Origin of the sequence: Chondromyces crocatus (genome assembly GCF_001189295.1) — a bacterium.
In the GTDB taxonomy this organism is placed as follows: domain Bacteria; phylum Myxococcota_A; class Polyangia; order Polyangiales; family Polyangiaceae; genus Chondromyces; species Chondromyces crocatus.
The window spans coordinates 2,162,219-2,188,016 of record NZ_CP012159.1 but is presented as its reverse complement, the minus strand read 5'-3'; the positions used below and the strand labels follow the sequence as shown (position 1 = coordinate 2,188,016).

Annotated in this window: 22 protein-coding genes; 10 read left to right on the top strand and 12 right to left on the bottom strand. The window is 67.9% G+C overall.

Annotated features, from left to right (window positions below; genetic code table 11):
• Positions 1 to 11: 11 nt before the first annotated feature.
• The 3 genes from hscB to CMC5_RS08180 are packed head-to-tail and all read left to right on the top strand — an operon-like array spanning position 12 to position 2,847.
• Positions 12 to 551 (top strand): Fe-S protein assembly co-chaperone HscB, encoded by a 540-nt coding sequence (gene hscB, locus CMC5_RS08190; RefSeq protein WP_050429870.1) that lies wholly within the window; start codon positions 12 to 14, stop codon positions 549 to 551.
• On the top strand, positions 548 to 2,488 hold the full coding sequence (hscA, locus tag CMC5_RS08185; protein WP_050429869.1) for a Fe-S protein assembly chaperone HscA: 1,941 nt from the start codon (positions 548 to 550) through the stop codon (positions 2,486 to 2,488). The genes hscB and hscA overlap by 4 nt, the downstream gene beginning before the upstream one ends.
• Complete coding sequence (locus CMC5_RS08180) at positions 2,488 to 2,847, top strand: 2Fe-2S iron-sulfur cluster-binding protein (protein WP_050429868.1); 360 nt, start codon at positions 2,488 to 2,490, stop codon at positions 2,845 to 2,847. The genes hscA and CMC5_RS08180 overlap by 1 nt, the downstream gene beginning before the upstream one ends.
• A 50-nt stretch (positions 2,848 to 2,897) precedes the next feature.
• Here the strand turns inward: CMC5_RS08180 and CMC5_RS08175 are convergent, their stop codons facing one another.
• The 11 genes from CMC5_RS08175 to trxA form a co-directional block, all read right to left on the bottom strand.
• On the bottom strand, positions 2,898 to 3,740 hold the full coding sequence (locus CMC5_RS08175) for a carbohydrate ABC transporter permease (protein WP_050429867.1): 843 nt from the start codon (positions 3,738 to 3,740) through the stop codon (positions 2,898 to 2,900).
• Positions 3,740 to 4,657 carry a carbohydrate ABC transporter permease gene (locus CMC5_RS08170; RefSeq protein ID WP_156338352.1) on the bottom strand — a complete coding sequence of 306 codons (918 nt, stop codon included), beginning with the start codon at positions 4,655 to 4,657 and terminating at the stop codon, positions 3,740 to 3,742. Before CMC5_RS08170 ends, CMC5_RS08175 begins: the two co-directional genes overlap by 1 nt.
• Positions 4,658 to 4,667: 10 nt before the next feature.
• A complete protein-coding gene (locus tag CMC5_RS08165) occupies positions 4,668 to 6,029 on the bottom strand; it encodes an ABC transporter substrate-binding protein (protein WP_245678348.1) in 1,362 nt (453 codons plus the stop codon).
• Between the two features lie 178 nt (positions 6,030 to 6,207).
• A complete protein-coding gene (locus CMC5_RS08160) occupies positions 6,208 to 7,329 on the bottom strand; it encodes a DegT/DnrJ/EryC1/StrS family aminotransferase (RefSeq protein WP_050429866.1) in 1,122 nt (373 codons plus the stop codon).
• Complete coding sequence (locus tag CMC5_RS08155) at positions 7,326 to 8,015, bottom strand: acyltransferase (protein ID WP_050429865.1); 690 nt, start codon at positions 8,013 to 8,015, stop codon at positions 7,326 to 7,328. The genes CMC5_RS08160 and CMC5_RS08155 overlap by 4 nt, the downstream gene beginning before the upstream one ends.
• Positions 8,012 to 9,538 (bottom strand): hypothetical protein, encoded by a 1,527-nt coding sequence (locus tag CMC5_RS08150; protein WP_050429864.1) that lies wholly within the window; start codon positions 9,536 to 9,538, stop codon positions 8,012 to 8,014. Before CMC5_RS08150 ends, CMC5_RS08155 begins: the two co-directional genes overlap by 4 nt.
• 7 nt (positions 9,539 to 9,545) lie before the next feature.
• Positions 9,546 to 9,818: a preprotein translocase subunit SecG gene (secG, locus tag CMC5_RS08145; protein ID WP_050429863.1), complete on the bottom strand. Its 273-nt coding sequence runs from the start codon at positions 9,816 to 9,818 to the stop codon at positions 9,546 to 9,548.
• A gap of 71 nt (positions 9,819 to 9,889) precedes the next feature.
• Entirely contained in the window at positions 9,890 to 10,684 is a 795-nt protein-coding gene (gene tpiA / locus CMC5_RS08140; RefSeq protein WP_281180841.1) for a triose-phosphate isomerase, read from the bottom strand.
• Complete coding sequence (locus CMC5_RS08135; protein WP_050435781.1) at positions 10,681 to 11,910, bottom strand: phosphoglycerate kinase; 1,230 nt, start codon at positions 11,908 to 11,910, stop codon at positions 10,681 to 10,683. Before CMC5_RS08135 ends, tpiA begins: the two co-directional genes overlap by 4 nt.
• A 91-nt stretch (positions 11,911 to 12,001) precedes the next feature.
• Positions 12,002 to 13,021 carry a type I glyceraldehyde-3-phosphate dehydrogenase gene (gene gap / locus CMC5_RS08130; RefSeq protein WP_050429862.1) on the bottom strand — a complete coding sequence of 340 codons (1,020 nt, stop codon included), beginning with the start codon at positions 13,019 to 13,021 and terminating at the stop codon, positions 12,002 to 12,004.
• A gap of 209 nt (positions 13,022 to 13,230) precedes the next feature.
• A complete protein-coding gene (trxA, locus tag CMC5_RS08125) occupies positions 13,231 to 13,554 on the bottom strand; it encodes a thioredoxin (RefSeq protein ID WP_050429861.1) in 324 nt (107 codons plus the stop codon).
• Positions 13,555 to 13,789: 235 nt separating this feature from the next.
• On the opposite strand from trxA, the gene CMC5_RS08120 reads away from it, so the two are divergent.
• On the top strand, positions 13,790 to 14,512 hold the full coding sequence (locus CMC5_RS08120) for a polyprenol monophosphomannose synthase (protein ID WP_050429860.1): 723 nt from the start codon (positions 13,790 to 13,792) through the stop codon (positions 14,510 to 14,512).
• Positions 14,513 to 14,583: 71 nt separating this feature from the next.
• On the opposite strand, the gene CMC5_RS08115 is transcribed toward CMC5_RS08120, so the two are convergent.
• On the bottom strand, positions 14,584 to 17,124 hold the full coding sequence (locus CMC5_RS08115) for a penicillin acylase family protein (RefSeq protein WP_050429859.1): 2,541 nt from the start codon (positions 17,122 to 17,124) through the stop codon (positions 14,584 to 14,586).
• A gap of 199 nt (positions 17,125 to 17,323) precedes the next feature.
• On the opposite strand from CMC5_RS08115, the gene metG reads away from it, so the two are divergent.
• The 6 genes from metG to CMC5_RS08085 all read left to right on the top strand — a co-directional run bounded on the left by metG (position 17,324) and on the right by CMC5_RS08085 (position 25,743).
• Entirely contained in the window at positions 17,324 to 19,387 is a 2,064-nt protein-coding gene (metG, locus tag CMC5_RS08110; RefSeq protein ID WP_050435780.1) for a methionine--tRNA ligase, read from the top strand.
• Positions 19,388 to 19,780: 393 nt separating this feature from the next.
• Positions 19,781 to 20,371 (top strand): hypothetical protein, encoded by a 591-nt coding sequence (locus CMC5_RS08105; protein ID WP_050429858.1) that lies wholly within the window; start codon positions 19,781 to 19,783, stop codon positions 20,369 to 20,371.
• A gap of 310 nt (positions 20,372 to 20,681) precedes the next feature.
• Positions 20,682 to 22,190, top strand: a complete 1,509-nt coding sequence (locus CMC5_RS08100; protein ID WP_050429857.1) for a Kelch repeat-containing protein — start codon at positions 20,682 to 20,684, stop codon at positions 22,188 to 22,190.
• Between the two features lie 383 nt (positions 22,191 to 22,573).
• Positions 22,574 to 23,185 (top strand): hypothetical protein, encoded by a 612-nt coding sequence (locus tag CMC5_RS08095; protein ID WP_050429856.1) that lies wholly within the window; start codon positions 22,574 to 22,576, stop codon positions 23,183 to 23,185.
• 430 nt (positions 23,186 to 23,615) lie between these two features.
• On the top strand, positions 23,616 to 24,326 hold the full coding sequence (locus CMC5_RS08090) for a hypothetical protein (protein ID WP_050429855.1): 711 nt from the start codon (positions 23,616 to 23,618) through the stop codon (positions 24,324 to 24,326).
• Between the two features lie 706 nt (positions 24,327 to 25,032).
• Positions 25,033 to 25,743 (top strand): hypothetical protein, encoded by a 711-nt coding sequence (locus CMC5_RS08085; protein WP_245678347.1) that lies wholly within the window; start codon positions 25,033 to 25,035, stop codon positions 25,741 to 25,743.
• Positions 25,744 to 25,798 lie beyond the last annotated feature (55 nt).

The following is a 25,798-nucleotide window of genomic DNA, read 5'->3' as shown; positions in this document are numbered from 1 at the left end:
GTCAGCGCGCCATGAAGGATCCGTTCGCCATCCTGGGCGTGGAGCCCAGGTTCACCCTCGATCTCCGCGCGGTGGAGCAGCGTCACCGCGAGCTCAGCCGCGCCTTGCACCCCGACCGCTATGCCGGTGCGCCCGCTGCGGAGCGGCGCTTGTCGCTGGGGCGCGCGATCGAGGTGAACGAAGCCTGGCGCGTGGTGCGGGATCCGATCCGGCGGGCCGAAGCGCTCATGGCGCGTTCCGGCGTCGAGCTGCGGGAAGACGCGATGCCCAAGGCCGACCCGGCGTTCCTGATGGAGGTGATGGAGCTTCGCGAAGAGCTGTCCGAGGCCGCCCGTCGCAAGGACCGCGCGCGGGTGGAGGCTCTCGGGACGCAGGTGCGGGCGCGGGAGGAGGCGTCACTCGCAGCGCTGGGTACCGTGCTCGACGGCAGCGCGGGTGACAGGACGAGCATCGAGAAGGCGCTGCCCCGCCTCTCGGAGCTGAAATACTTTCGACGGTTCCTCGACGAGGTGAGCGCGATCGAGGAAGACCTGACGGACGCTCTGCCATGACCCTGATCGACATCTTCGACCCCAAAGCTCGGCCCACGCCGATCGGCATCGACCTGGGAACGACGAACTCGCTCGTCGCCCGGGTGCGCGACGGCAAGCCACTCGTGATCGACGACTGCAATGGAGACCGGCTGGTCCCGTCGGTGGTCCACTACGACGCGCGAGGCGGCACGCTGGTGGGTGCGCCCGCGAAGCGGATGGCTCAGGCACACCCGCGCGAGACGATCGTGAGCGTGAAGCGCTTCATGGGGCGCGGCGCGGATGATCCTGAGACCCGGCGGCTGGGCCCGTACGAGTTCGCGACGCCGAGCACGCCCGAAGAGGCCAAGAGCGTCCGGTTCCAGGTGCGGGACCGGGTGGTGACGCCACTGGAGGTGTCGGCGGAGATCCTGAAGGAGCTGCGGACGTCGGCAGAGCGGGAGCTGCGTTCGGTGGGGCCGGCCGTGATCACCGTGCCGGCCTACTTCGACGACGCGCAGCGGCAGGCGACCAAGGACGCAGGGCGCCTCGCGGGGCTGGAGGTGCTGCGGCTCCTGAACGAGCCGACGGCGGCAGCCCTGGCTTACGGGCTGGACAAGCAGCAGAACGGCCTGTTCGCCGTCTACGATCTGGGCGGGGGAACGTTCGACATCACGGTATTGCTCCTGGACGACGGCGTCTTCCAGGTGAAGTCCACGGGCGGCGACAGCGCGCTGGGCGGCGACGACATGGACCGGGCACTCGCCGGCCGGCTACTCCAGGAGATGGGCGCCGAGGGGGCCACACAGCCCGAGGTGGTGCGGCTGGCGCTCGATCTGGCGCGCGAGGTGAAGCATCGCTTGACCGAGGGAACCTCGATCGAGGTGGAGATTCCGGTGGCTGGCACCACCGACGCGACGCGGATGATCACGGTGACACGCGCGGAGTTCGACGCGCTCGTCGGGCCGATCGTCGAGAAGACGGGCGTGGCGTGCCGGCGCGCGCTGCGAGATGCCGGGGTGAAGGCGGAAGAGCTGACGGGCGTGATCCTGGTCGGAGGCTCGACGCGGGTTCCGTACGTGCGTTCGTACGTCGCGAAGCTGTTCGGGCGGGACCCCCTGGGGGACATCGATCCCGACGAGGTCGTCGCGCTGGGCGCGGCGATCCAGGCGGATCTGCTCGCGGGATCGCAGGACCGTGCCGACGAGGTGCTGCTCCTCGATGTGCTGCCGCTGTCGCTCGGGCTGGAGACGATGGGTGGCGTGGCGGAGAAGATTCTGCCGAGGAACACGACGATTCCCACCGGAGCGCGGCAGACCTTCACCACGTACGCGGACAACCAGACGGGCTTCGATCTGCACATCGTGCAAGGGGAGCGCGAGATGGCCGCGGACTGTCGCTCCCTGGCCCGCTTCACCTTGAAGGGCATCCCGCCGATGCCTGCCGGGATGGCGCGCCTCGAGGTGACGTTCCGGGTCGACGCCGATGGGCTCCTCAGCGTGACGGCGAAGGAGCTGACCACCGGCGTGGAGCAGAAGGTCGAGGTCAAGCCGAGCTACGGGCTGAGTGACGAGCAGGTGGAGGAGATGCTGCTCGCCGCACTGGACCACGGGGAGGAAGATCTGGAGCGACGGCGGCTCGTCGAGGCGCGCGTCGAGGCGGAGCGCGTCCTCCTGGCCACGCAGAAGGCGCTGGCCGTCGACGCCGATCTGCTCGAAGGCGACGAGCGCGCACAGATCGAGGAGGCCATGAACGCCCTGGCCGCAGCCTTGAAGGGCACCCGGGCTGGGGTTGTGCAGCACCGGATCGAGGCGCTGGACGAGGCGACCCATGGGTGGGCAGGGCGGCGGATGGACCGCGCAGTGGCGCGTGCGATCGCCGGCCGTCAGGTGGAGGAGCTGGAGACCGAGGTGTCGCAAGCCAAGGGCGTGGATCAGCACGTGGCAGAGCACCGAGCGAATGCCGGCGGAGGTGGATGATGGCAACGGTGCGATTCAACGCGCATGGGCGCACCTGGGACGTCGAGGTGCCGGTGGGAACGTCGGTCCTCGGCGCGGCGAAGCAGGTGGAAGCGCCCGAGGGCGATGCCTGTGGAGGGGTGTGCGGGTGTTCCACCTGCCACGTCTACGTGCTCAAGGGGCGCGAGCTGCTGAGCGAGGCCGAAGAAGACGAAGAAGACATCATGGACAAGGCCTTCGACGTGCGCGCGAACAGCCGGCTGGGCTGCCAGGCGCGCATCGAGAAGGACGGCGTGCTCGAGGTGGAGATCACACGAGAGAGCCTGGACGCTTACTACAATGAGCACCCTCAGGCCGTTGATCCGCGCAAGACGCGGTAGTCGCGCGGGTCATCGGCGCATCGGTCGCGCTCCCCTCCCAGCCCTTCAGCTCATCCCTTCACGGCCCCCGCCGTGAGCCCCGCAAGGATGCGGCGCTGGAACCCCAAGGCCAGCGCCAGCAGCGGTGCCGTCACGAGCACCGAGGCAGCCATCATCTGGCCCCAGGGGATCTCGTACGCCGAGCTGGTGGTCGCCGAGAAGGACAGGATCGCATAGGTGACGGTGCGCTTGTCGGGGGTCTGCGTGAACGAGAGCGCGAAGAGCAGCTCGTTCCATGCAGCGATGAAGGAAAGCAAGCCAGTGGTCACCATCCCCGGTGTCGAGAGAGGCAGCATGATCCGGGTGAAGACCTGGAACGGCGTCGCCCCATCCATGTACGCGGCTTCCTCCACCTCCACCGGGATGGCTTCGAGAAAGCTGGTCAGGACCCAGACCGTGAAGGGCAGCGTGAAGATCAGGTACGTGAGCGTGAGCGCTGGTAGCTGGTTGAAAAGTCCCAGCAGGTTGACGAGCTGAAACAAGGCGCCCAGCACGGCGATCTGGGGAAAGAGCGTCATGGCCAGCACGGCGTAGAGGACGACACTCCGTCCCCTGAAGCGGAACCTGCAGAGGGAGAAGGCCGCCAGGGCTCCCACAGCGATGGAGAGGGCCGTCACCGAGAGGGCGACGACGACGCTGTTCAGCGCCGCGCGCAGGAAGTCTCCATTCCCAAGGACCAGTCGGTAGTTCTCCACGGTGGGTCGCTCAGGCCAGAAGCGGAGCGGGGTGGCAAAGAGCTCTTCGCTCGGCTTGATGGACGAGAGAAACGCCCAGAAGAACGGGAACACCGTGAAGAGCAGAAACGCTGCGACGAGCACACCAAGCCCCACTCGACGCAACAGCGTGGAAAGCATCAGGTGTTCTCCCGGCGAAACGCGATGACGTAGAGCCCGATGAAGACGGCAATCACCAGGAAGATCGCCATCGAAAGCGCCGACCCGTAGCCAACGTCCGAGATGCTCACCAGGATCTCCTGAGCATAGGTGGCCATCGTCTGCATGTCGGGGCGGCTCCCGAACATCACGAAGAAGACGTCGAAGACGCGCAGCGCATCGAGCGTACGAAAGATGAGGGCGACGAGCAGGGCAGGCTTCAGCAAGGGGAGCGTGATCCGGGTGAAAATCTGGAGGCGGGTCGCTCCGTCGATGCGTGCAGCTTCGTAGAGATCAGGCGGGATGAGCTGGAGACCTGCAAGAAGGAGAAGCGCCATGAACGGCGTCGCCTTCCAGACGTCGACCAAGATCACGGCTGGCAGCGATGTCGTCTCGTCCGCGATGAAGGCGAGTGGCTCGGAGATGACAGCGAGGCGGTTGACGAGCACCTCGTTGAAGACGCCGTAGACATCGTTGTACATCCACTTCCACATCTGTGCCGAGATCGCGGTGGGGATCGCCCACGGGACGAGCATCGCGGCACGCACTGCGGAGCGGCCTTTGAAACGCGAGTTCACCAGCAAGGCGACGGCGAGACCGAGGACGAGCTCCAGCGTCACGGTGATGACGGTGAACAGGATCGTCAGCAGCATCGCGTCGAGAAAGAAGCCGTCCTGGAGCAGATCCGCGTAATTGCGAAACCCGATGAAGCGAGGGGGGTCTTCGCTGCCGAGGCGGGTATCGGTGAGGCTCAACCAGAAGGTGCGTGCGAGCGGGTACAGGGCGACGAAGGCGATCACGACGAGGGCGGGGGAGAGGAAGACCCAGGCCCAGCGGGCGCGGCGGCGCGAGAGGGCTCCCGTCATGCCGTGCTGCTCCGTGCTCTCGATGGCGCTCATTCCCCCTCCCTCAGCGCAGTGCTCGCCGCATCCGCTGCTCGATTTGACGCAAGGCCTCGTCAGGCTCCGTGCCGTGCAGGGCCTTGCTCACGCCCTGGTAGAACGCGATGGAGATCTCGTTGTAACGCGGCCCCGCATCGCTCGACGGCCGGGCCACCAGCGTCATTCCCGTCAGTCGCGCCAGGAACGGGAGCTTTCGAGCCACCTCGGGGGCGCGCTGCACCGCCGAGAGGGTCGGGATGTAGCCCCCAGCGAGCGCGCGAAAACGCTGCACACCGGGACTGACCATGTAGCGAAGCAGCGAGAGGGATGCCTCCTCGTTCCGGGTGTACTTCGAGATGGCGATCTGCCATCCGCCTGCCGTGGAGGCGCTCTGCTGGCCAGGCTCGTGAGGCAAGGGGGCGACGTCAAAGCGCCCCTGGATGCGAGATCCTTCCGCGCTGGCTGCTGCGTAGACGTAGGGCCAGCTGCGCAGGAACGCGGCGTTTCCCCCCTGGAATACGTTACGTGCGTCCTCCTCTTCGTAGGCGGTGACGCCAGCTGGAGAGATCGCACGGATCCAGGAGCGCGCACGGGTGAGCGCGCGGGCGGCGTGCGGGTTGTTGATCGTTGGCGCGTGGTTCTCGAGCAGATGGCCACCACCATGCGAGACGATCCACTCCAGGGCGTTGCAGGTGAGCCCCTCGTACGCTTTGCCTTGCCACACGAAGCCGTTGAACATCCGCGACGAGGTACGCTCGCCGGCCTGGATGCGCAGCGCCATCTGCTCCAGTTCGTCCCACGTGGTCGGCGGGGCCGCGTACCCGTATTTCTCGAGCAGATCGGTCCTGTAGTAGAGCATGCCGAAGTCGGTGAACCAGGGCATGGCCACGAGCCGGCCTCGAACGGTGTTGTTGTGGGTGATGGCCTCCAGGTGCTCAGCAGCGACAGCTCCCAGGGCGGGGGCGAGATCCAGCAGGTGGGACGCGAAGGCGCCAGGCCAGATGACGTCGAGGGTCACCACGTCGACATCCGCGGAGTGCGCCTGGAACAGCCGCTGGTATCCGGCATAGGTCTCCGTGGCGTCGCGGGGTCGAGGGACGACGTTGACGCGGATGCCCGTGTCCGCCGTGAACCGTGCGCAGAGTGCTCGATCGATGGCAGCGCCTACCCCTACGGACTCGGCATAGTAGGTGAGCCTGGCACCTGCATGGCGACGCCCTTCTTCTGCACCGTCGACTGCTGGAGGAGGCAGCGAAACATCCGGCAACGGTTCGGGGTTTCCCGAGGCGTCGCTCGCCTCACCCCGACATCCGGAGAGCATGGATGAGCCCGGAATCAGGAGCGCAGCCGCGAGGAAAGTGCGCCGATCCGAGATGCCAGCATGCGTCATCGCCTGCCCCCTCGCGCATCTGGTGGCCAGCACCGGATCGGGTCAACTCTTTTGTGCTCCTTCCATCTCGACCGCGTCCTCTCCGCTGGTGAGCGGCACCGCCGGCCTACACCAGCCGTGCGGCATCCCTCCGCATCACGATCTGCGGTCGTGCACTCGTCCCAGGAGCAGCAGGAGTTCAGCGCGCAGGCCAGCCGGGGAAGGCGTCGACCATCGCGGCAACGTGCTCGATCTCGCTCGCGGAGAGCCCAGGGAATACGGGCAGCGCGAGCGTCTCGTGGCAGGCCGTCTCGGAGACGGGGAGGCTCCCCTCTCCTGCCCCCAGGCTGGAGAAGCAAGGCTGGAGGTGAAGGGGAAGTGGGTAGTACACCTCCGTTCCGATGCCGTGCGCTCCGAGAAAGGTGCGCAGGGAGTCGCGGAGCCCATCACCCACCCGGACGACGTACTGGTTGTACGTGTGTCCTGGTGCTCGCTCGGGCAGCGACAGCGGTCGCTCTGAATCACCGAGGAGTTCGTCGTAACGCGCGGCGCAGGTACGCCTCAGGGCGAGGCGATCTTCCAGCGTCGGGAGCACCTTGCGCACGAGGGCAGCCTGGAGCGCATCGAGGCGAAAATTGCCACCGATCAGCTCGTGCCGGTACTTGTGGCGTGCGCCCTGGGCACGCAGGGTCCTCGCCTTCGCGGCGAAGGCCGGATCGGCCGTGGTGACGAGCCCGCCGTCGCCAAAGCCTCCAAGGTTCTTGGTGGGAAACAGCGAGAAGCACCCCACGTCCCCCAGCGTCCCGGCGCGAGCGCCGCCGAGATCGGCACCAAACGCCTGCGCGGCGTCCTCGATCAAGGCAATTCCGCGGGGTGCCGCGAGCGCGCGCAGCACATCCATCGGAGCACAGCGACCGAAGAGATGGACGGGCAGGATCGCTCGTGTGCGGGGCGAGATCACGCCCGCAACCGACGCCGGATCGAGCACGAGGGAGCCCGGGAGAACATCTGCGAACACGAGCCGCGCCCCGACGCGTGCAACCGCCAGTGCGGTAGCGGCGAACGTGAACGCGGGGCAGATCACCTCGTCTCCCGGACCGATCCCCAGCGCGAGCAGCGCGACGATCAAGGCATCGGTCCCCGAGGAGACCCCGACCACGTGAGGAACTCCGAGAAACGACGCGCACTCGGCCTCGAAGGCGTCCACCTCTCGGCCCAGGATGTAGCGGCCCGAACGGAGCACCCGCTGGAACACCTCGGTCAGCTCCCGTTCGAGCGGAGCGTCGATCCGGGTGCGATCGAAGAAGGGGATCTCCTTCATCCCTCACCTGGCTTTCCTGCGTTCTCTGTTCCAGGCCGGTAAGGCCACGCGCCCGTGACACGCCTCCCCTCCTCATCGACCAGGGGCGCATCCTCGGCGAGATCGAGGCAGCGCAGGTTCTCCCCGAGCAGCGCATAGCGATGCCCGCTCTCGGGACAGCGCAGCAGGTCACCTTCTGCAGCGACCAGCCGCTGGCCATGTCGGCTCATCCAGCCCGCGCGCCGGGCCGGCACGCCCATCATCAACGCGTAATCGGGGACGTCGTGCGTCACGACGGCGCCAGCCCCGATGAAGGCATGACGTCCGATGACGACGCCGCAGACGACGGTCGCGTTGGCCCCCACCGTCGCACCACGACGGATGCGCGTGATCTCATAGGAAGCACGCCGATCGACCGCGGCGCGCGGGTTGATCACGTTGGTGAGCACCACCGAAGGGCCGAGGAACACGTCGTCTTCCACGACGATGCCGTCGTAGATGGACACGTTGTTCTGCACCCGCACGCCATTCCCCAGGACGGCGCCTCCGGCGACGAACACGTTCTGCCCGAGCACACAGCCGCGACCGATCCTTGCGCCTGCTGCGACATGACAAAAGTGCCAGATCCGCGTCCCCTCCCCGATCGTCGCCGGCTCGTCCACGACCGCCGACTCGTGCACGAAGAAGTCTCGGTCCTGGCCCCTCATGGCCCACTCTCCCCGCCGAACACCTGCGGGGAACCCAGGGCCGAGGATGCCCACAGCCCCCAGGCTCCCTGGCGCACCGCGGGTGCTCCGGCGACCTTCTCCAGCGCCTCCGTGGCTCGCGCGATGAAGAACCCCGCTCCGGTCGCCTTCACCCGCATGCGCAGCCCTTCTGGCTCCAGGAAGCTCGACGCGACCGGTGGGTCGCGAGGATCAATCGACCGATCGAGCACCACCTCCCCCGGACGTGCCAGCCCCGCCAGCACTGCAAAGTAGCCGTAGTCGACCACCTCCAGCAGCACCCGCTGCCCTTCTGGCACCCAGGCGGCGGCAGCCTGCCCGATCGCCACCTCGTCCGTGCGCGGATTGAAGTGCTCCAGCCGGAAGTAGCGCCGCACGAACAGCCCCCCCACGAGCAGCAACCCCACCGCTGCGATCCCTGCTCGGCGCCGCAGTCCGGGCGCCCCGGAGAAGACCAGCCTCGCACCGACGTCCCCCACGACGAGCGCGAGCACCAGCAGCCCCACCAGGGTCGCTCGCTCGGGGTGATGGGTCGGCGCCCCGTCACGCACCATCGCCGCCGACAGCGCCGCGATCTGGAACGCTGCCAGCCCTGCGGGCAGCAGGTAGGGTCGCACCACGCTGGCCAGCGCCATGCCCGATGCCCCACGCAACGCCAACCACAACGCCAGGGGTGCCAGCACCAGCTCTGGCTCTTCGCGGAGCATCGCTCCGGGATAGGCGAGCAGCCGACCCAGCGTCCCCCCCCCACTTCCGCCACCGAGAGCCTGTCGGTAGGCCGCCACCCGCGCGAGGAACTGGAGGGCGTCACCGTGGGCGACGTGGTTCCAGGCGATCCATGCGGCTGGACCGGCGAGGGCGATGCCTGCCGCAACCACCAGCTTCACCCGACCGGCCGCCGGCGGTCCGAGCCGCGCTGCCCTCAGCAACGACAGGAACGCAAACGCCCCGGCGAGCGGCCATGGTTCGTACCGCGACAGCGTGGCCCAGAGCAGCGCCACGGCTCCCCACAGCCGTCGATCAGGGGACGAGGTCGTGAGCGCGGCGAGCGCGAGGAGCGACAGGGCGGCGACCGGAAGCTCGGGTACCGTGGCCACCCCGAGACGCGCACTCCACGGGAACACGGCGGCCACCAGCGCCCCAGCGAGCGCCCCTCGCCCACGGGTTCCCTGCCCTTCCGTGATCCACCGGGCCGCCAGGTAGATCAGCACCGCCGATCCCAGCCCCAGGAGCAGCGCGGCCACCCGAGCGACGTCCAGGCTTCCCCCAAACGAGCGGAGAAGGACCCCGCTCAGCCAGAACGGTGCGGGGAGCCAGCTCGTCCCGGTCGGGTCCATCCGGGGTTCCTGAGCCCACGCTTGCGCCAGGACCACCCGCGCGAAGTCGTCGTCGCTGATGGCGCGAAAGCCGAGACCAAGCGCGACCGCCGAAGCGGCGAGCTTCACCAGGAGGACGAGCGAGACCTCCCAGCGCCACGCGCCTCGCGGCGTCGAGGCGGGAGGCACTCCGGACCTACTGATCCTGGCGGTTCTCGATTTCGCGCAGCTCGCGATCGCCTGCCGACGACAGGTACGCGAGCGACATGCTCGTCGCCATGAACACGGCGGCACAGATGGCCGTCAGGCGCGTGAGGAAGTTCCCCGCACCCCGACCACCGAAGACCTGGGCGGACGCCCCGCCGAACGCCGAGCCCATGCCGCCGCCCTTCCCCTGCTGCAACAGCACGACCAGGATCAGGAACAGGCAGACGAATACGTGGACGATGTGGAGGAACGTCTGAAGCATGGCGTCCTTGACGACGGCGGGACGGAGGTCGAGCCGGGCCTCTCGGAGACGGCCGACCCAGGGTTGCCGATCTACTCTTCTTCTTCGCGCTCCGCTACCCGGTGAGCAGCTTCGATGATTTTCCTGAACCCGGCGGCATCCAGCGAGGCCCCACCGACCAGCGCCCCGTCGATGTCGGGCTGGCTCAGCAGGCCCTCGGCATTGTCCGCTTTCACACTGCCGCCGTAAAGAATCCGGGTCACGGACGCCAGCTCGATCGAGGCGCTGGCGAGCAGCCCCCGGATGTTCGCGTGGACCTTCTGCGCATCCTCCGGGCTCGCCACCCGACCTGTCCCGATGGCCCAGACCGGTTCGTAAGCGATGACCCCGAACCCGGGCTGCTTGGCCAGCTCGTCGAGGAACGCGCGCACCTGGCGCTCCACGACTTCCAGCGTCTTGCCCGCCTCGCGCTCCTCGAGTGTCTCGCCCACGCAGACGATGGGCCGCAGCTCAGCCGCGATCGCGGACCCGACCTTACGCGCCACCAGCTCGTCCGTCTCGCCGAAGAGCTGACGACGCTCGCTGTGCCCCAGGATCACCAGGCTCGCGCCCGACTCCTTGAGCATCCCTGCCGAGATCTCGCCCGTGAAGGCCCCCGAGGTCTCGGGGTGCATGTTCTGCGCAGCGAGCCCCACGTCGCTCTTGTTCTCACCGAACAGCTCGTGGGCAGCCGCGGCGAGCGCCGTGTAGGGCGGCGCCACGACAACCTCGACTTTCGAGAACTCTTTCGCGGCCCTGGCCACGGCGGCCGCGAGCGGCATCGCCTCCTGGCCCCCGGCGTTCATCTTCCAGTTCCCCGCGATGAGCGGGCGCCTTGCGGAGTTCACTCGACGCCCTCCGCCGAACGGAGTGCCTCGACCCCAGGGAGCTTTCGCCCTTCGATCAGCTCCAGCGAAGCGCCACCGCCCGTCGAGATGTGCTTGAAGCCCTTGGCGACCTCCTCGCCGGCGAGTTTCACCGCCGAGGCGCTGTCGCCGCCTCCCACCACCGTGAAGCCCGATGCCTTGCTCATGATCCGGGCCAGCTCGAACGTGCCCTTGGAGAACGCGGGCGTCTCGAAGAGGCCCATCGGGCCGTTCCAGAAGATCGTCTTCGCCTTCCGGATGGGCTCACCGAACAGCGCCACCGTCTTCGGCCCGATGTCGAGCGCCATCGCTCCATCCGGAATGGCGTCGGCAGCTACCGCCGAGCCCGCCTCGGCGTCGAGGCTCGTCGCCACGATCACGTCGGTCGGCAGCAGGATCTGCACGCCCCGGTTCTCCGCCTTGCTCAGGATGGTGCGCGCGAGGGGCAGCTTGTCCTCCTCGATCCGGCTCTTCTTCGTGTCCTTGCCCTGCGCGGCGAGGAACGTGTTGGCCATCGCGCCGCCGATGCACAGCGTGTCCACCACGCCGAGCAGCGCCTCCACGACGTCGATCTTGTCCGAGACCTTCGCCCCGCCGAGCACCGCGACATACGGCTTCTCGGGCCGCGTCGTGAGCCGCCCCAGCGCGCGCAGCTCCTTCAGTAGAAGCAGGCCCGCGGCACGCTCCCGCATCAGCCGCGGCAGTGCATGGACCGAAGCGTGGGCGCGGTGCACGGCCCCGAACGCGTCGTTCACGTACACGTCCGCGAGCTCCGCGAGCTGCTTGGCGAAGTTCTCGTCGTCCTTCTCCTCCCCCTCGTCGAAGCGGAGGTTCTCCAGGAGGCAGAGCTGGCCGGGGCGCAGGTCGTAGATCACCTTCTTCGGCGCATCGCCCACCAGCTCTTCGGGCACGTGCACCTCGTAGCCGGTCAGCTCTGCGAGCCGCCCGCCCACCGGCACCAGGCTCAGATCGCGCTTGCCCGGCTTCGGCCGGCCGAGATGCGACGCGAGCACCACCTTCGCCCCCGCTTCCATGGCGAGCTTGATGGTCGGGATTGCCTCGCGGATGCGCGCGTCGTCGGTGATTTCTCCCGTCTTCTTGTCGAACGGGACGTTGAAATCGACACGGATGAAGACCCGCTTTCCAGCGAGCCCACCGACCGCGCCAGCGCCGGGGCGCGCCTCGGCCTTACCGGCTCCGGCCCCCACCCCCGCGCGCGGATCCGCCTTCGCCGCGGTCTCGGGCGCCTCGAGCAATTCTTCGATCGACCGGATGCCAGTGAGCTTCAAAGTGCCCTCCTCAGCCCTTCGACGCCACGAGGCTGGCGAGATCGATCATCCGGTTCGAGAAGCCCCACTCGTTGTCGTACCAGGAGAAGATCTTGGCGAAGCGATCACCGAGCACCTGCGTCAGCGTCGCGTCGAACACGCTCGACTCGGGCGCGCCGATGTAGTCGCCGGAGACGAGCTGCTCCTCGGTGTACTTGAGCACGCCCTTCATCGGCCCCTCGGCCGCCGCCTTCATCGCCGCGTGGATTGCGTCCTTGGTCACCGGGCGCTCGGTCTGGATGGTCAGATCCACCACCGAGACGTCGTAGGTCGGCACGCGGATCGCCTGCCCGTCGAACTTGCCCTTCAGCGAGGGAATCACCTCGCTCAGCGCCTTGGCGGCGCCGGAGCTGGTCGGGATCATGTTCGTCGCCGCCGCGCGCGCCCGGCGCAGGTCGCCCTTGCGGTGCGGCACGTCGAGGATGTTCTGATCGTTCGTGTACGAGTGCACGGTCGTCATGAGCCCGTGAACCACGCCGAAGTTGTCGAGCATCACCTTGGCCACCGGGGCGAGACAGTTCGTCGTGCAGGAGCCGCACGAGATCACGGTGTGCTTCGAGGCGTCGTACTCCCCCTCGTTCACGCCCATCACCACCGTGACGTCGTGGTTCTTGGCGGGGGCGCTGATGATCACCCGCCGCGCGCCGGCGGTGAGGTGCGCCGAGGCCTTCGCCTTGTCGGTGAACAGGCCCGTGCATTCCAGCACGAGGTCCACACCCATCGCCTTCCACGGCAGCTCGGCCGGATCCTTCAGGGCGAGCACCTCGATGCGCTGGTCACCGATCTGGAGGTGCTTGTCGCCGCTCGACACCGTCGCCGCCTTGAACTCGCGGTGAATGGAGTCGTACTTGAAGAGGTGCGCGAGGGTCTTCGGGTCGGTGAGGTCGTTGATCGCGACCACCTCCAGATCCTTGACGTTGCGCTCGAACAGCGCCCGGACGATGCAGCGCCCGATCCGTCCAAATCCGTTGATTGCGATCTTCGTCGCCATCGCGCACTCCTGGGGGGTTGTAGGGTCCGCGCGCGGATGTACTCACGGCCCGCGCCTCGGTCAAGCGCGGGGAGCGGAAGGGACGCTGTCGTGGCAGGGAGGGAACGGATGTGACGGAAGTGGCAGACGCGGCGGAGAGCCCGACGCAGCAGGCGGTCCGGCGGGGTGGGAGGGGGGCCCCGCTTGCTCGAACCGTCCAGCGCGTAGGCTCAGACGCCGAGGAGCTGCACGAGCTTGTCGCGCGTCGTCAGCCCCGACTGCAGCGCCTTCTGGGTGCCGCCCTCGAAGACGATGATCGTCGGGACGCTCTTCACCTTGTACTTGGCCGTGGTCGTGGGCGCATCGTCGATGTCGAGCTTGCCGACCTTGACCTTGCCTTTGAAGTCGTCGGCGATCTTGTCGACGATCGGCGCCAGCTGCTTGCAGGGGCCGCACCACGTGGCGGTGAAGTCCACCAGCACGGGAATGGGGCTCTTCAGCACCTCTTGCTCGAAGTTTTCGTCGGTGAACTCATGAACATTCGGGCTCGCCATCGAAGCTCTCCGTGGAGTGATGATCAGTTGCTGCGGGGGTTACGCCTCGCGACCGAACAGCGGCACCGTGGCGCAAGGCAACGGAGACACCGTCGGGGTCAGCCCCGGAAGGCTGGCCATGCGTGTCCGACAACGTTAACCGTCGGATCCAACGTCCGCAAGGGCGCCGCAGTCCGGCGGAGGCTTCCGCTCCTGATCGCAATTTGCTAGAGCCGCCGGGCCGTCGGGATCGCTGATGCCGCCCCGGATCCTCATCATCACCCCTACGTACAACGAGCGGGACAACCTGGCCGAGCTGACCCAGTCGGTGCTCGCGGCCGTGCCGAGTGCCCACGTGCTCGTCGTCGACGACGCCTCACCCGACGGCACGGGCGCGCTCGCCGACGCGCTGGCCGCCCGCGATCCACGGGTCCGGGCTCTCCATCGTCCAGCCAAGCTCGGACTGGGCACGGCCTACCTCGACGGGTTTCGTCACGCGCTCTCCGAGGGCTACGACGTGGCCTTCGAGATGGACGCGGATCTCTCACACGACCCGCGCTACCTGCCCCACTTCCTCGAAGCCATCGCCCAGGGCGCCGATGTCGTCCTCGGCTCCCGCAACCTGCCGGGCGGCGGCGTCGAAGGCTGGGGACCCGGCCGCCACATCCTCTCCAAGGGAGGCTCCCTCTATGCGCGCACGATCCTCGGGGTGCCCACGCGCGACCTCACCACGGGCTACAAGGCGTTCACCCGCCGCGCCCTCCAGGCCATCGACCTCGAGCGCGTCCGCTCCAACGGCTATTCCTTCCAGATCGAGACCACCTACCGCGCCCTGCGCCGGGGCCTGCGTGTGGTCGAGGTCCCGATCGTGTTCGTCGACCGGCGCGCTGGCCGTTCCAAGATGAGCCGCAAGATTTTCGCGGAAGCCGTCGTCGAAGTCTGGCGCCTGCGCCTGGATGCAGCGCGCGGACGCCTTTGACCTCTTCAAGGTGAAAAAGGAGAGGAGGCGAGGCGGCGCGAGGCCGCCTCCCGAAGTCTCCCGGCCCGCTCTCAGCGCTTCACGGGGTCGAGCGTCTGCTGCTCCGCGGCGTTCGCCAGCACCTCGTCCCGCTTGAAGAGGAGCTTCGCGTAGTCGCCGGCCACCCAGTTCGCGTCCTGATCGGAGAAGTGCGGGCTCTCTGGATCTTCGCGGCTCCCTCGCGCGAAGTTCACCACGGCCTCGGGCACGTTGTCGTCGCCGAAGCCGAGGACCATCCGGTAGAGCGAGCCCTGGATCGCGCCAAAGTGCTCCCGCACCTGCTCCCCCTGGAAGAAGGGCGCGGGCGAGACGTTCACCGTATCGTCTCCACCCTCGACACCGAACGGCGTCACCTCCAGCTCGCCACCATACTCCGTGGGGAAGACGGCGACGTGGACGTCACCCCAGGTGTAGCTCGCGTCCAGTGAGCCAAACCGCTGGGTGATCCAGGCCGACGTGTCGACGAGCGCGTCGAGGAGCAAGAGCCGCGGATCGCGCTCGGTCGCAGGTGAGCTCGGGAAGCGCCCCTCCAGGAGGTTGTAGAGCGCTCCCATGAAGACGCTCGGCTTGAACTCCTGCACGGCGTTGAAGAGCAGCGACGGGTAAGCCTTGTCGTTCGAGAAGGCCCGCTTCGCGGCGAACCAGCTCAGCGCATTGAAGACCACCGCGCCGGCCTGATCGCGCGCGAGCCGGCCGTCCCAGCTCCTGAGCTGCTCGCCGAGCTTCGGGAGATCCGCGTTCCCCTCGTACGCCGCAAAGGCCGGATCGGTCCCGATCTGCGCCAGCGCGTCCTCGAGGACCGGCAGCGTCACGTCGGCCAGCTCCCACTGCACGTCGAGCTGGATCTCCTTCATCACCTCCACGGTCATCTTCCCGTTGCCGGCGAGCTGCGCCTGGATCATCGACTCGATCCGGCTCGCCCGGAAGCCGTTCGCGTAGAACGTGCCGTAGTAGTACGGATCGTTCTCCACGGTGCCGTCGGCGGTGAACCCGAACGGATCGTTGTTCGCCGTCGCGAGGTACCCACGCGCCGGAGCACGCCAGCGAGGCATCTTCGACGGAGGCAGATCCCCGCGGCTCCAGAGGTTCTCCGGATCGTCCGCGGAGACCACCCGCCACGGCATCGGCCGGCTCGAAGGATCTCCGCGATCCGGCACCCGCGCGCTCACGTGGTAGGTGATCCCCTCCGGGTGCGCGGCGATGAAGTTCGCGGCGCCCACCTCCAGTACGTCCACCGCCGCCTGGAACTCGTCGAGGTTCTTCGCGCGGTCCATGCTGAGGTACGACGAGAGCTCCAGGGTGGGCTCGAAGCCCGTCCAGCCGAACAGCAGACAACCATCGGCGATGAACCCGCGCGGCGCGGGCAAGATCTCGTCGGGCAGGAAGACGCCGACCCCCGGCACACTGCGGATCGTCACTTCCCTCGTGGTGTTCCCCGCATCCCCCTTGATGACGATCGTCTCTTTTCGGGACTGGACCGCGCGCATCTCGCCGCCAATCGAGACCTGCTCCGCGTCGCAGGTCGGATCCAGCTTCACCTCCCAGATGTCCGACACGTCGGCGAAGTTGGTCGTCGTCGTCCAGCCGATGTGCGCGTTGTGGCCGAGCTGCACCCCGGGGATGCCGACGAACGAGAAGCCGATCACGTCGAACGCTCCGCCTCCCGCCGCGCTGCTGATGTGGACCGGCCAGAACCGACTGGGGCTGGTGAGCGTCTGGTGAGGATCCCCGGCGAGCAGCGGCTTGCCGTTCGCCGTGTGTGCCCCGTCCACTGCCCAGTTGTTGGACGCGAAGGGCCCGAAGAGGGGCTTGAAGTCGAACGAGGTGCCAGCGGGGACGTCGAGCCGCGGCGGGAGCACCGGCGAGGGGATGGAGCCCGACGTGGGCTTCATGTCACCCATGATGTACACGTCCTTCGACGGCAGCATGAACGACAGATCCGTCACCGCGTTCGGCGCGAGGCGGGTGACCAGCGTCGCGAGCAGCTCGTACTCCAGCGTGCTGGACATGCCGAACGAGAGCACCTTCCCGATCGCCAGCGTGTGCGCGGGCGTCCACCGCGCCGGCACGAAGTCGAGCTCCGTCGCGCGCAGCCCGTAAGGCCTCGGCGCGGCCCCGGACTCGATCTCCTCGATGCGCCGGTTCACCCCTGCCACCCACGCCTCCACGAGCTTTGCGTCGTCCGGACGATCGGCCTTGGACCGCGCATAGTCGGCCTCGCCCAGGCGCCCGAACCCGAACGCGCGCGCCCCGACGTCCCCCTTCACCGCGGGCTCACCGAACAGCTCGGCGCTCGTCCCGAGCGCACGCCGCCGGAACAGCTCCATGTGGAACAGCCGATCCCGCGCCATCGCATAGCCGGCACCGAAGAGGGCGTCCGTGTCGCTCTGCGCGTACACGTGCGAGATCCCCATCTCATCCACCGCGATCTCGACGGCTGCCTCGGGGTAGACCGGCCCGGGCTCGTCGACGGGGGGATCCTCGCTCCCGCAGCCCCCGAGGGCGGCAACGAGGGCGGCGGCGATGCCTGTGTGCAGGCGGGAATGCAGGCGTGGACGCAGGGAAGGGAGCATGATCCCGATTGTTACGGGCGCTCGATCCTGGCGGCAAGCCTGCCGTGCCCCGCACGTCCGCGGGACCACGCAGGGTCGCAAGGGGTTCACCGGGCCGCGTCACCGAGCGGGGTACACCCGGCGGTCCGGAGGTCGACACCGCCCAGCCCGACGGCCGCCCCATGGCGCCGTCCCCCCATTTGGTGCAGAGTCGGCGGCGATCATGAGACGCCTGCTCGTCACCAGCGCACTCCCCTACGCCAACGGTCACATCCACCTCGGCCACCTCGTCGAGTACACCCAGACGGACATCTTCGTCCGCTACTCGAGAATGGTCGGCCGACGCGCGATCTACATCTGTGCCGACGACACCCATGGCACGTCGATCATGATGCGCGCCCGGCGGGAAGGCCGCAGCGAGGTCGAGGTCATCGAGGAGATGAGCGCCGCGCACCAGCGGGATTTCGCGAACTTCCAGATCGAGTTCGATCACTACGGGAGCACCAACTCACCGACCAACCAGGCCTACTGCAACGAGATCTGGGCCGCGCTGAAGAGCGCCGGCATGGTCGCCCGCAAGGACGTGACCCAGCTCTTCGACCCGAAGGAAGGCGTCTTCCTCGCCGATCGCTTCGTCAAGGGAACCTGCCCGCACTGCAAGTCCCCGGATCAGTACGGAGACAGCTGCGACAAGTGCGGCGCCACCTACGCCCCGAGCGAGCTCATCTCCCCGGTGAGCACCCTCTCCGGCGCCACCCCCGAGATGCGCAGCGCCCCTCACCTGTTCGTCGCCATCGAGTCCGAGCACGCCTTCCTGTCCGAGTGGACGCAGAGCGAGGGCCGCATGCAGCGCGAGATCGCCAACTACCTCGCCGGCCACTTCCTCTCCGAGCCGCTGCGCGACTGGGACGTCTCCCGCGCTGCCCCGTACTTCGGCTTCGAGATCCCCGACGAGCCTGGCCAGTACTGGTACGTGTGGTTCGACGCCCCCACGGGCTACATCGCCTCCACCAGCGAGTGGTGTGCCCAGCAGGGCGAGTCGCTCGACGCCTGGTGGCGCTCCGAGGATGCCGAGATCGTCCACGTCATCGGCAAGGACATCGTCTACTTCCACACCCTCTTCTGGCCGACGATGCTCAAGACGGCGGGCTTCTCCCTGCCCTCGCGTGTCCAGGTCCACGGCTTCCTCACCGTGAATGGCGAGAAGATGTCCAAGAGCAAGGGCACCTTCATCATGGCCTCGACCTACCTGAACCACCTCGATCCGGCCGCCCTCCGCTACTACTACGCGAGCCGGCTCGGACCGAAGGTCGAGGACATCGACCTCAACATCGAGGAGTTCGTCCAGCGGGTGAACGCCGAACTGGTGAACAAGATCGTCAACCTCGCGAGCCGCTCCTCGCGCTTCGTCCAGAAGACGGGCCTCGCCCCCTCCTACCCGGACGACGGCGGCCTGTTCGCGGCAGGCGTCGCGGCGGGTGACGAGATCGGGGCGGCCTACGCCGCGTTCGACTTTGCGCGCGCCGTGCGCACCATCGTCGGCCTCGCCGATCGCGCCAACGAGTTCATCGACAAGGCGCAGCCCTGGGCCCTCGCCAAGCAGCCCGGCAAGGAGGCCGAGGTGCAGGCCGCTTGCACCATCGCCTTGAACCTCTACCGCCAGATCGCGATCTACCTGGCCCCCGTGCTCCCCAAGCTCGCGAGCGACTCCGCCCGCCTCTTGAACTGCACCATGGATCGCTGGGAACTCGCCAAGGAGCCGCTCGTCGGCACCCCGGTCGCCCCTTACCAGCACCTCATGAAGCGCGTCGAGCTGGATGCGGCCAAGAAGATGCTCGACGAAACCTCCGCCGCCCACGCGGCCGAGGCCCAGGCGACGGCCGCGAGCACCTCGGCTCCCGCCGCCGCTGCAGCCCCGGTCGACGACGGCGCCGCCCTCCAGGCCGAGCCCATCGCGCCCGAGTGTTCCATCGATGATTTCGGCAAAGTGGACCTGCGCGTCGCGAGGATCGTCTCTGCCGAGGGCGTCGAGGGCGCCAAGAAGCTGCTCCGACTCCGCGTGTCGCTGGGTGGTGGCGTCGAGCGCACCGTCTTCGCGGGCATCAAGGCGTACTACAAGCCCGAGGACATGATCGGCCGCCTCGTGGTCATCTGCGCCAACCTCGCCCCTCGGAAGATGAAGTTCGGGACGAGCGAGGGCATGGTGCTCGCCGCGGGCGATGACAACACCGCCTTCGTCCTCTCCCCTGACTCGGGCGCCAAGCCAGGCATGCGCGTGCGCTGAGCCCACCCCCTCCTGAACATCGCCAGCACCACCTGGACCGAGCCATCGCCGCTCGACGCCTGGACATCGTCGGATCATGGCTTGCGCCATGGTGTGCCGATGCGCGCCAACGATGCCGCTGACATGTGTCATCGCCTCGTCGAGATCCTTCGCGAAGTCCACGGGGTAGGCGTCACTGGGCATGAGCTTCGCTCGGGCTACACCAGAAGCAACCAGCCCATCTCCCTGACCTCCGGCGAGCACTGCGCCGAGCCGTCCAGAGAACCTGGCACGGACGACCGGGCTTCCAAGATGGCACAAGCATTGCGTGAGCATCCACCCATCGGGGCCGCACTGCGGATGTGGCCCCTCTCGAATCGACCCACGGTGGCCCACCGACCCAGGAGACCGGCCATGAACGCTCTCAGCTTCTCGTTCCTTCGCAGCAGCCTGCTCGCCATGGCCGTCGCGGCGCCTGCCGCCCTGACGGGGTGTATCGTCGTCAGCGACGACGGTGGCGCGACGTGTACCTACGACGGCACCACCTACGAGGTCGGAGACGAATTCCCTGCAGCGAGTACGGGTGACGGATGCACGGGCAGCTGCACCTGCACGGCCCAGGGCGAGACGGTCTGCTCCGTCCCGACCTGCGTGAGCGTTTGCGAGTACGAGGGTCAAACGTACACCCAGGGGGACCGCTTCTCGGCGAAGGACAGCTGCAACACCTGCTGGTGCGACACGAATGGCCGCGTCATGTGCACGACGATTGGCTGCGAGTGCTACCCAGAGTCCGAGTGGTGGCGTGACTATGCGAGCGAGAGCTCCGAGCAGTGCGAGCAGATTGATTATACCTGCCCCGAGAACACCGAGTCCTTCGACAACTCCTGCGGCTGTGGCTGCGCGCAGAGTACCGAGTGCGAACAGTCCTACGACTGCAGGCCACCCGCAGACTGCAACATCGAGGAACTCCAGGCGCAGTGCCCGTACAGCGAGATCCAATCCTGACTGAGCGAACACCGCGGACTGAGCGAACGCCGCGGGCTGAGCGAACACCGCTTCCGGGCGACGAGTACCTCCCCGGCGTGGCCTGCCTCCGAGCAAGCGGAAGGCGCCAGGCCAAGCATTGGCGTGCCCTGAGCTGAGCCGAGCCTTTCCCCACGCTCGGCATCCTGCCGCCGAGCCCCCCTCGCCGCCCTCCTGCCCCTCACGGTCACCCGATCCTCCTCCAGGACTGGACAGCCCAGCACCTCAGGGCGTCATCTACCTTCCATTCGTCTTGTTGCCCCATCCTTTCCCTGACTCACAGGAGCCTCCCGTGAAGACACGTTCCCTTCTGCAGCAGCTCGCCTCTCCTGGTCACATCCCGGCTGCGCTCTGCCTGCTCGTGCTCACGTCCGCAGGCTGCGGTGACGAGGGCGCCTCGGCCCGCCATGCGCTCACCCAGGAGGCCCGCAGCGCCCAGGGGAGCGGGCCCACCGATCTCTGGAGCGAGGTCGCCCCGCTGTCCGCACCGCGGACGCTGCACACCATGACGCTCCTGCAGGACGGCACCCCCTTCGTGGTCGGCGGACTGCGCACGGACACCTTCGACTGGCTCGACACTACGGAGACCTTCGACCCGACGACCGACACCTGGACCCCACGCGCTTCGCTCCCGTACCCCTTCTCTGGTCACGAGGCCGTGCTCCTGACCGACGGCCGCGTGCTCGTCTCCGGCAACGTCGACGACGTGGCGCAGATCTACGATCCCGCAGCCGACGCCTGGTCGGCCACAACCTTCATGATCTTCACCGGCGGGACCGCGACCCTGCTCGAGGACGGCACTGTGCTCGTCGCTGGAGGGTTCTTCGACTTCGACGAAAACCTCAGCTTCTCGGTCTACGACCCACAGACCAACGCCCTGCTCCACACGGCCCCGCTCCCGAACGGCTGGAACAACGCGACCGCCACGCGCCTCGCCGACGGCAGGGTGCTGATGGCCGGCGGGTGGCGCTGGGACTACAGCAGCATGGATGGCGAGCAACAGGTGACCCTCGCCGACGCCGCGCTCTTTGACCCGGTGACCCGCACCTGGACGGCGACCGCTCCGATGCACCTCGCGCGCCTGGGGCACAGCGCGGTCCTGCTCGGGGACGGGCGCGTGCTCGTCACCGGCGGAGACTTCGGTACCGGGACGGACAGCGCGGAACTCTACGATCCCGCGGCCGGCACCTGGACGCAGACCACCCCCATGCACACCGCGCGTGCCAATCACACCATCACCCTGCTCCCAAGCGGACGCGCCGTCGTGGCAGGCGGCTACAACAGCCAGGGCGTCGACTCCGTCGAAGCGTACGACGCCAGCACCGATACCTGGACCGAGCTGTCCCCGCTCAACGTCCCCCGCCTCAATCACCGTGCCGTCCTGGTTCCCGGGGCCGGGCTGCTCCTCGCAGGCGGCAAGTCCGGCGGCCTGTTCGACGATGGCCTGAGCAGCGTCGAGATTCATCCCTTCGGCCAGGGGATCCTCGGCTCGACATGCGCCATTGGCGACGAGTGCGAGAGCGCCTTCTGCCACGGCGACGTCTGTGTCGACTCCCTGCCAGGTACGGGTGGCGCTGGTGGCGCCGGTGGCGGAGGCGGTGACGAGGGCGTGGGCGGCACCGGTCAAGGAGGCGCAGGCGGTCAGCCGGGCAATCCGACGAGCGGCGCCGGCGGAAGCTCGAATGACGATGGTGGATGCCAGCTGGCCGCGGGCGCAGGCACCAGCGCCACTGGTCTCTCGGGCTGGCTGGCCATGGCCGGAATGGCATGGCTCGCATCCCGACGACGCCGCCAGCGCTGACGCCGTGCGCGCTCGGTCAGGCACACTGAGTCCTGCGCGCCGAGCCCTGCACACTGAGCCCTCCGCGCTGACGCGATGCGCCGACGCTGCCGGCATCGCTGGCTCGGTTCGGTCCCATGACCGCGACATGACGGTCACCCCTCGCTTTGTCGACCTCCTGGTTCGCTCGGCCCGGATCCGCGACGCGCAGCGCCAGATGCAGAGGCCTCGGGCAAGCCATCGCCTCACCAAAGCGGGTACAGAAAACCGATTCAGACAGGCGGAACTCCGAGATGGCACAGGCATTGTATCCGTCGACGCCCAGCGGGGCCGAACAGCGCGGACGCGGCGCGCCCCCTCATCGAAACGACCACACCGTGACCTTCCGACTCAGGAGACCCGCAATGAACGCTCCCAGCTTCTCGCTTCTTCGCAGCAGCCTGCTCGCCTTGGTCGTCGCAGCGCCTGTCGCCCTGACGGGGTGTATCGTCGTCACCAGCGACGGGAACGACGACGGCGGGACCAGCAACGGGAACAACGACGGCGAGAATGCCTGCGCGCACGAGGGCAACACCTACGACGTCGGAGAGACCTTCTCCGTGGACTGCAACACCTGCCGATGTGACGAAGATGGCGCGGTGGCTTGCACCGAGATGTTCTGCGCGCCGGTCTGCGAGTACGAGGGCCAGACCTACCCCGAGGGCGCCAGCTTCCCCGCGGCAGACGGCTGCAACACCTGCACCTGCACCGCCGACGGGAGCGTCGCGTGTACGAAGATCGGTTGCGAGTGCAACCCGGCGGCCGAGTGGTGGCGTGACTACGTCAGTGAAGACCCCGCGCAGTGCGAGGTGATCGACTACGCCTGCCCCGAGAACACCGAGGCCTTCGGCAACGCCTGCGGCTGCGGTTGCGAGCAGAGCGCCGAGTGCCAGGAGACCTACAACTGCATGCCTCCCTCGGACTGCAACGTCGAGGAGATCCAGGCGCAGTGCCCCTACAGCCAGATCGTCTACTGAGCGAAGTCCCCCACCTGGCAAACCGCGCTTTCCTCGCCTGAACGCGCGGCCCCCGGCGCATGGCCCCTGTGCCCTCCCTGGCATGCCATGCTGTGCCACGCCACCAGCCCTGCTCATCGCCACGCGGCTCACCCCCGCATTCCTCGCGATCACACGCCATCCCGTTCGATGGGCCGTCCACCGCGTCGACGCAGCGTCCTGCAGCGATCTCGCCGGCCTCATCCCCGCGGGGACCTGTGGCCGGTGGTCGTCGACATGACCCAGCGCCGGGACGATGCCCGCATGCCACCTGCCCGAGAGAGATCGTCCTGCGGGACGCGACGACCCTGGCACGAGCATTGTATGCACTCTCGTCCAGCGGGGCCGAACGGCACGCACGCGGCGCCCCCTCTCGTAGCAACCCGCGACTCATCGACTCAGGAGACTCGCCATGAACGCTTTCAGCTTCTCGTTCCTTCGCAGCAGCCTGCTCGCGCTGGCCGTCGCGGCGCCCGCCGCCCTCACGGGGTGTATCATCGTCAGCAACGACAGCGGCGAGACCTGCACGTATGAGGGCACCACCTACGAGGTCGGGGACTCCTTCCCCGCAGGAGACGGCTGCAACACCTGTAGCTGTACCGAGAACGGGAACGTTGCCTGCACCCTGATGGGCTGCGAGCCGGTGACGTGCGACAACAGCGGCGTCCCCGTGGGCGAGGCGTTCCCGGGCCCCGATTCGAGCAGCAACTGCGAGAGCACCTGTTACTGCACCCAAGCGGGCGAGATGGTCTGCTCGGCACCGAACTGTGCGCCGGTCTGCGAGTACGAGGGCCAGGCATACCCCGAGGGCGCCAGCTTCCCCGCGGCGGACGGCTGCAACACCTGCAGCTGCACCGCCGATGGGAGCGTCGCCTGCACGGAGATGGCGTGCGAGTGCAACCCGGAGACCGAGTGGTGGCGTGACTACATTGGCCAGAGCCCCGCGCAGTGCGAGGTGATCGACTACGCCTGCCCCGAGAACACCGAGGCCTTCGGCAACGCCTGTGGCTGCGGTTGTGAGCAGAGCGCCGAGTGCCAGGAGACCTACAACTGCATGCCTCCCTCGGACTGCAACGTCGAGGAGATCCAGGCGCAGTGCCCCTACAGCCAGATCGTCTACTGAGCGAAGGCCCCCACCCGCACCGAACGACGGCCCCCACCCGGTAAGCCGCGACTCCCCGCGCGAGGATGACAGCCCTCGGCGCGGGGCCCATGCGCCCTCGAAGGCATGCCACGCGGTGCCACGGCAAGGGTCCCGTCCACCTCCACGCGAAGCACCTCGGCGATTCGCACTGCCACGTGGATCGCACCTGCGCTCCTCGCTGCCACGCTCCTCCTGCCTGCGCCTGAGCGCACCGACGGTCGAAGCGTACGACGCCAGCACCAGCACCTGGACCGAGCTGTCACCGCTCAACGTCGCCCGGTGCCGTCCTGGTCCCCGGAGTTCGTTCGTCGAGCTCTCTCTTCCCTCGCGCTTCCTTCGCGCCCCCTGCCCTCCCGAGGGAAGTGATGCGCCATCCTGTGCCATAGCTCGCCGACGATGCCTCGGCGGCCCGCCCCACATCGCCACGATCCTCGATGAAGCCCGCGTGCGAACGACCTCGGTGAGCGCGCTCGACAGGGCTGTGCAGCGGCGCATCGCGCCTGATTTCAAGCCTCTCGACGCGCCATTCCTCCAACCACGCTGCCCCGGAAGCGTCGCTCCAGATCAGGGAACTCCAGGCTGGCACACACATTGAATACAGGCTCGTCCAGCGGGGCCGAGCGACGTGGGATGCCGCATCCCTTTCTCGATGCCCAGAACCACGCATCGCCTCAGGAGACTTGCCATGAACACCTTCAGCTTCTCGTCCCTTCGCAGCAGCCTGCTCGCCATGGCCCTCGCGGCCCCCATCACCCTCACGGGGTGCATCATCCTGGGCAACGACAGCGGCGGGACCTGCACGTACGAAGGCACCACCTATGAGGTCGGTGACTCCTTCCCCGCGTCGGACGGCTGCAACGGCTGCGGCTGTAGCGAGGGCGGGCACGTGTTCTGCACACTGAAGGCCTGCGGGCCGGTGACGTGTGACGACAATGGCGTCATCGGCGACGAGGCGGCTCCAGGCCCCGAGGGGACCAACAACTGCGAGCCCGTCTGTTACTGCACCGCGGAGGGCGAGAGGGTTTGCACGGCGCCCGATTGCGAGGAGGTCTGCGAGTACGAAGGCCAGACGTACCCCGATGGCGCCAGCTTCCCTTCGGCAGACGGCTGCAACACCTGCACCTGCACCGCGGACGGGAGCGTCGCATGTACGGAGATGGCCTGCGAGTGCAATCCGGAAAGCGAATGGCATCGCGACTACGTCAGTGAAGACCCCGCGCAGTGCGAGGTGATCGACTACAACTGCCCCGAGAACACCGAGGCCTTCGGCAACGCCTGCGGCTGTGGTTGCGAGCAGAGCGCCGAGTGCCAGGAGACCTACGACTGCATGCCGCCCTCGGACTGCAACGTCGAGGAGATCCAGGCGCAGTGCCCGTACAGCCAGATCGTCTACTGAACGAAGGCCTCCTCCCGGCAAACCGCGCTTCCCCACCCGAGGACGACAGCTCTCG

Coding starts and splice junctions, on each gene's coding strand:
- hscB (WP_050429870.1), top strand. CDS start 12: ATGAAGGATCCGTTCGCCATCCTGGGCGTGGAGCCCAGGTTCACCCTC.
- hscA (WP_050429869.1), top strand. CDS start 548: ATGACCCTGATCGACATCTTCGACCCCAAAGCTCGGCCCACGCCGATC.
- CMC5_RS08180 (WP_050429868.1), top strand. CDS start 2,488: ATGGCAACGGTGCGATTCAACGCGCATGGGCGCACCTGGGACGTCGAG.
- CMC5_RS08175 (WP_050429867.1), bottom strand. CDS start 3,740: ATGCTTTCCACGCTGTTGCGTCGAGTGGGGCTTGGTGTGCTCGTCGCA.
- CMC5_RS08170 (WP_156338352.1), bottom strand. CDS start 4,657: ATGAGCGCCATCGAGAGCACGGAGCAGCACGGCATGACGGGAGCCCTC.
- CMC5_RS08165 (WP_245678348.1), bottom strand. CDS start 6,029: ATGACGCATGCTGGCATCTCGGATCGGCGCACTTTCCTCGCGGCTGCG.
- CMC5_RS08160 (WP_050429866.1), bottom strand. CDS start 7,329: ATGAAGGAGATCCCCTTCTTCGATCGCACCCGGATCGACGCTCCGCTC.
- CMC5_RS08155 (WP_050429865.1), bottom strand. CDS start 8,015: ATGAGGGGCCAGGACCGAGACTTCTTCGTGCACGAGTCGGCGGTCGTG.
- secG (WP_050429863.1), bottom strand. CDS start 9,818: ATGCTTCAGACGTTCCTCCACATCGTCCACGTATTCGTCTGCCTGTTC.
- gap (WP_050429862.1), bottom strand. CDS start 13,021: ATGGCGACGAAGATCGCAATCAACGGATTTGGACGGATCGGGCGCTGC.
- trxA (WP_050429861.1), bottom strand. CDS start 13,554: ATGGCGAGCCCGAATGTTCATGAGTTCACCGACGAAAACTTCGAGCAA.
- CMC5_RS08120 (WP_050429860.1), top strand. CDS start 13,790: ATGCCGCCCCGGATCCTCATCATCACCCCTACGTACAACGAGCGGGAC.
- CMC5_RS08115 (WP_050429859.1), bottom strand. CDS start 17,124: ATGCTCCCTTCCCTGCGTCCACGCCTGCATTCCCGCCTGCACACAGGC.
- CMC5_RS08105 (WP_050429858.1), top strand. CDS start 19,781: ATGAACGCTCTCAGCTTCTCGTTCCTTCGCAGCAGCCTGCTCGCCATG.
- CMC5_RS08095 (WP_050429856.1), top strand. CDS start 22,574: ATGAACGCTCCCAGCTTCTCGCTTCTTCGCAGCAGCCTGCTCGCCTTG.
- CMC5_RS08090 (WP_050429855.1), top strand. CDS start 23,616: ATGAACGCTTTCAGCTTCTCGTTCCTTCGCAGCAGCCTGCTCGCGCTG.
- CMC5_RS08085 (WP_245678347.1), top strand. CDS start 25,033: ATGAACACCTTCAGCTTCTCGTCCCTTCGCAGCAGCCTGCTCGCCATG.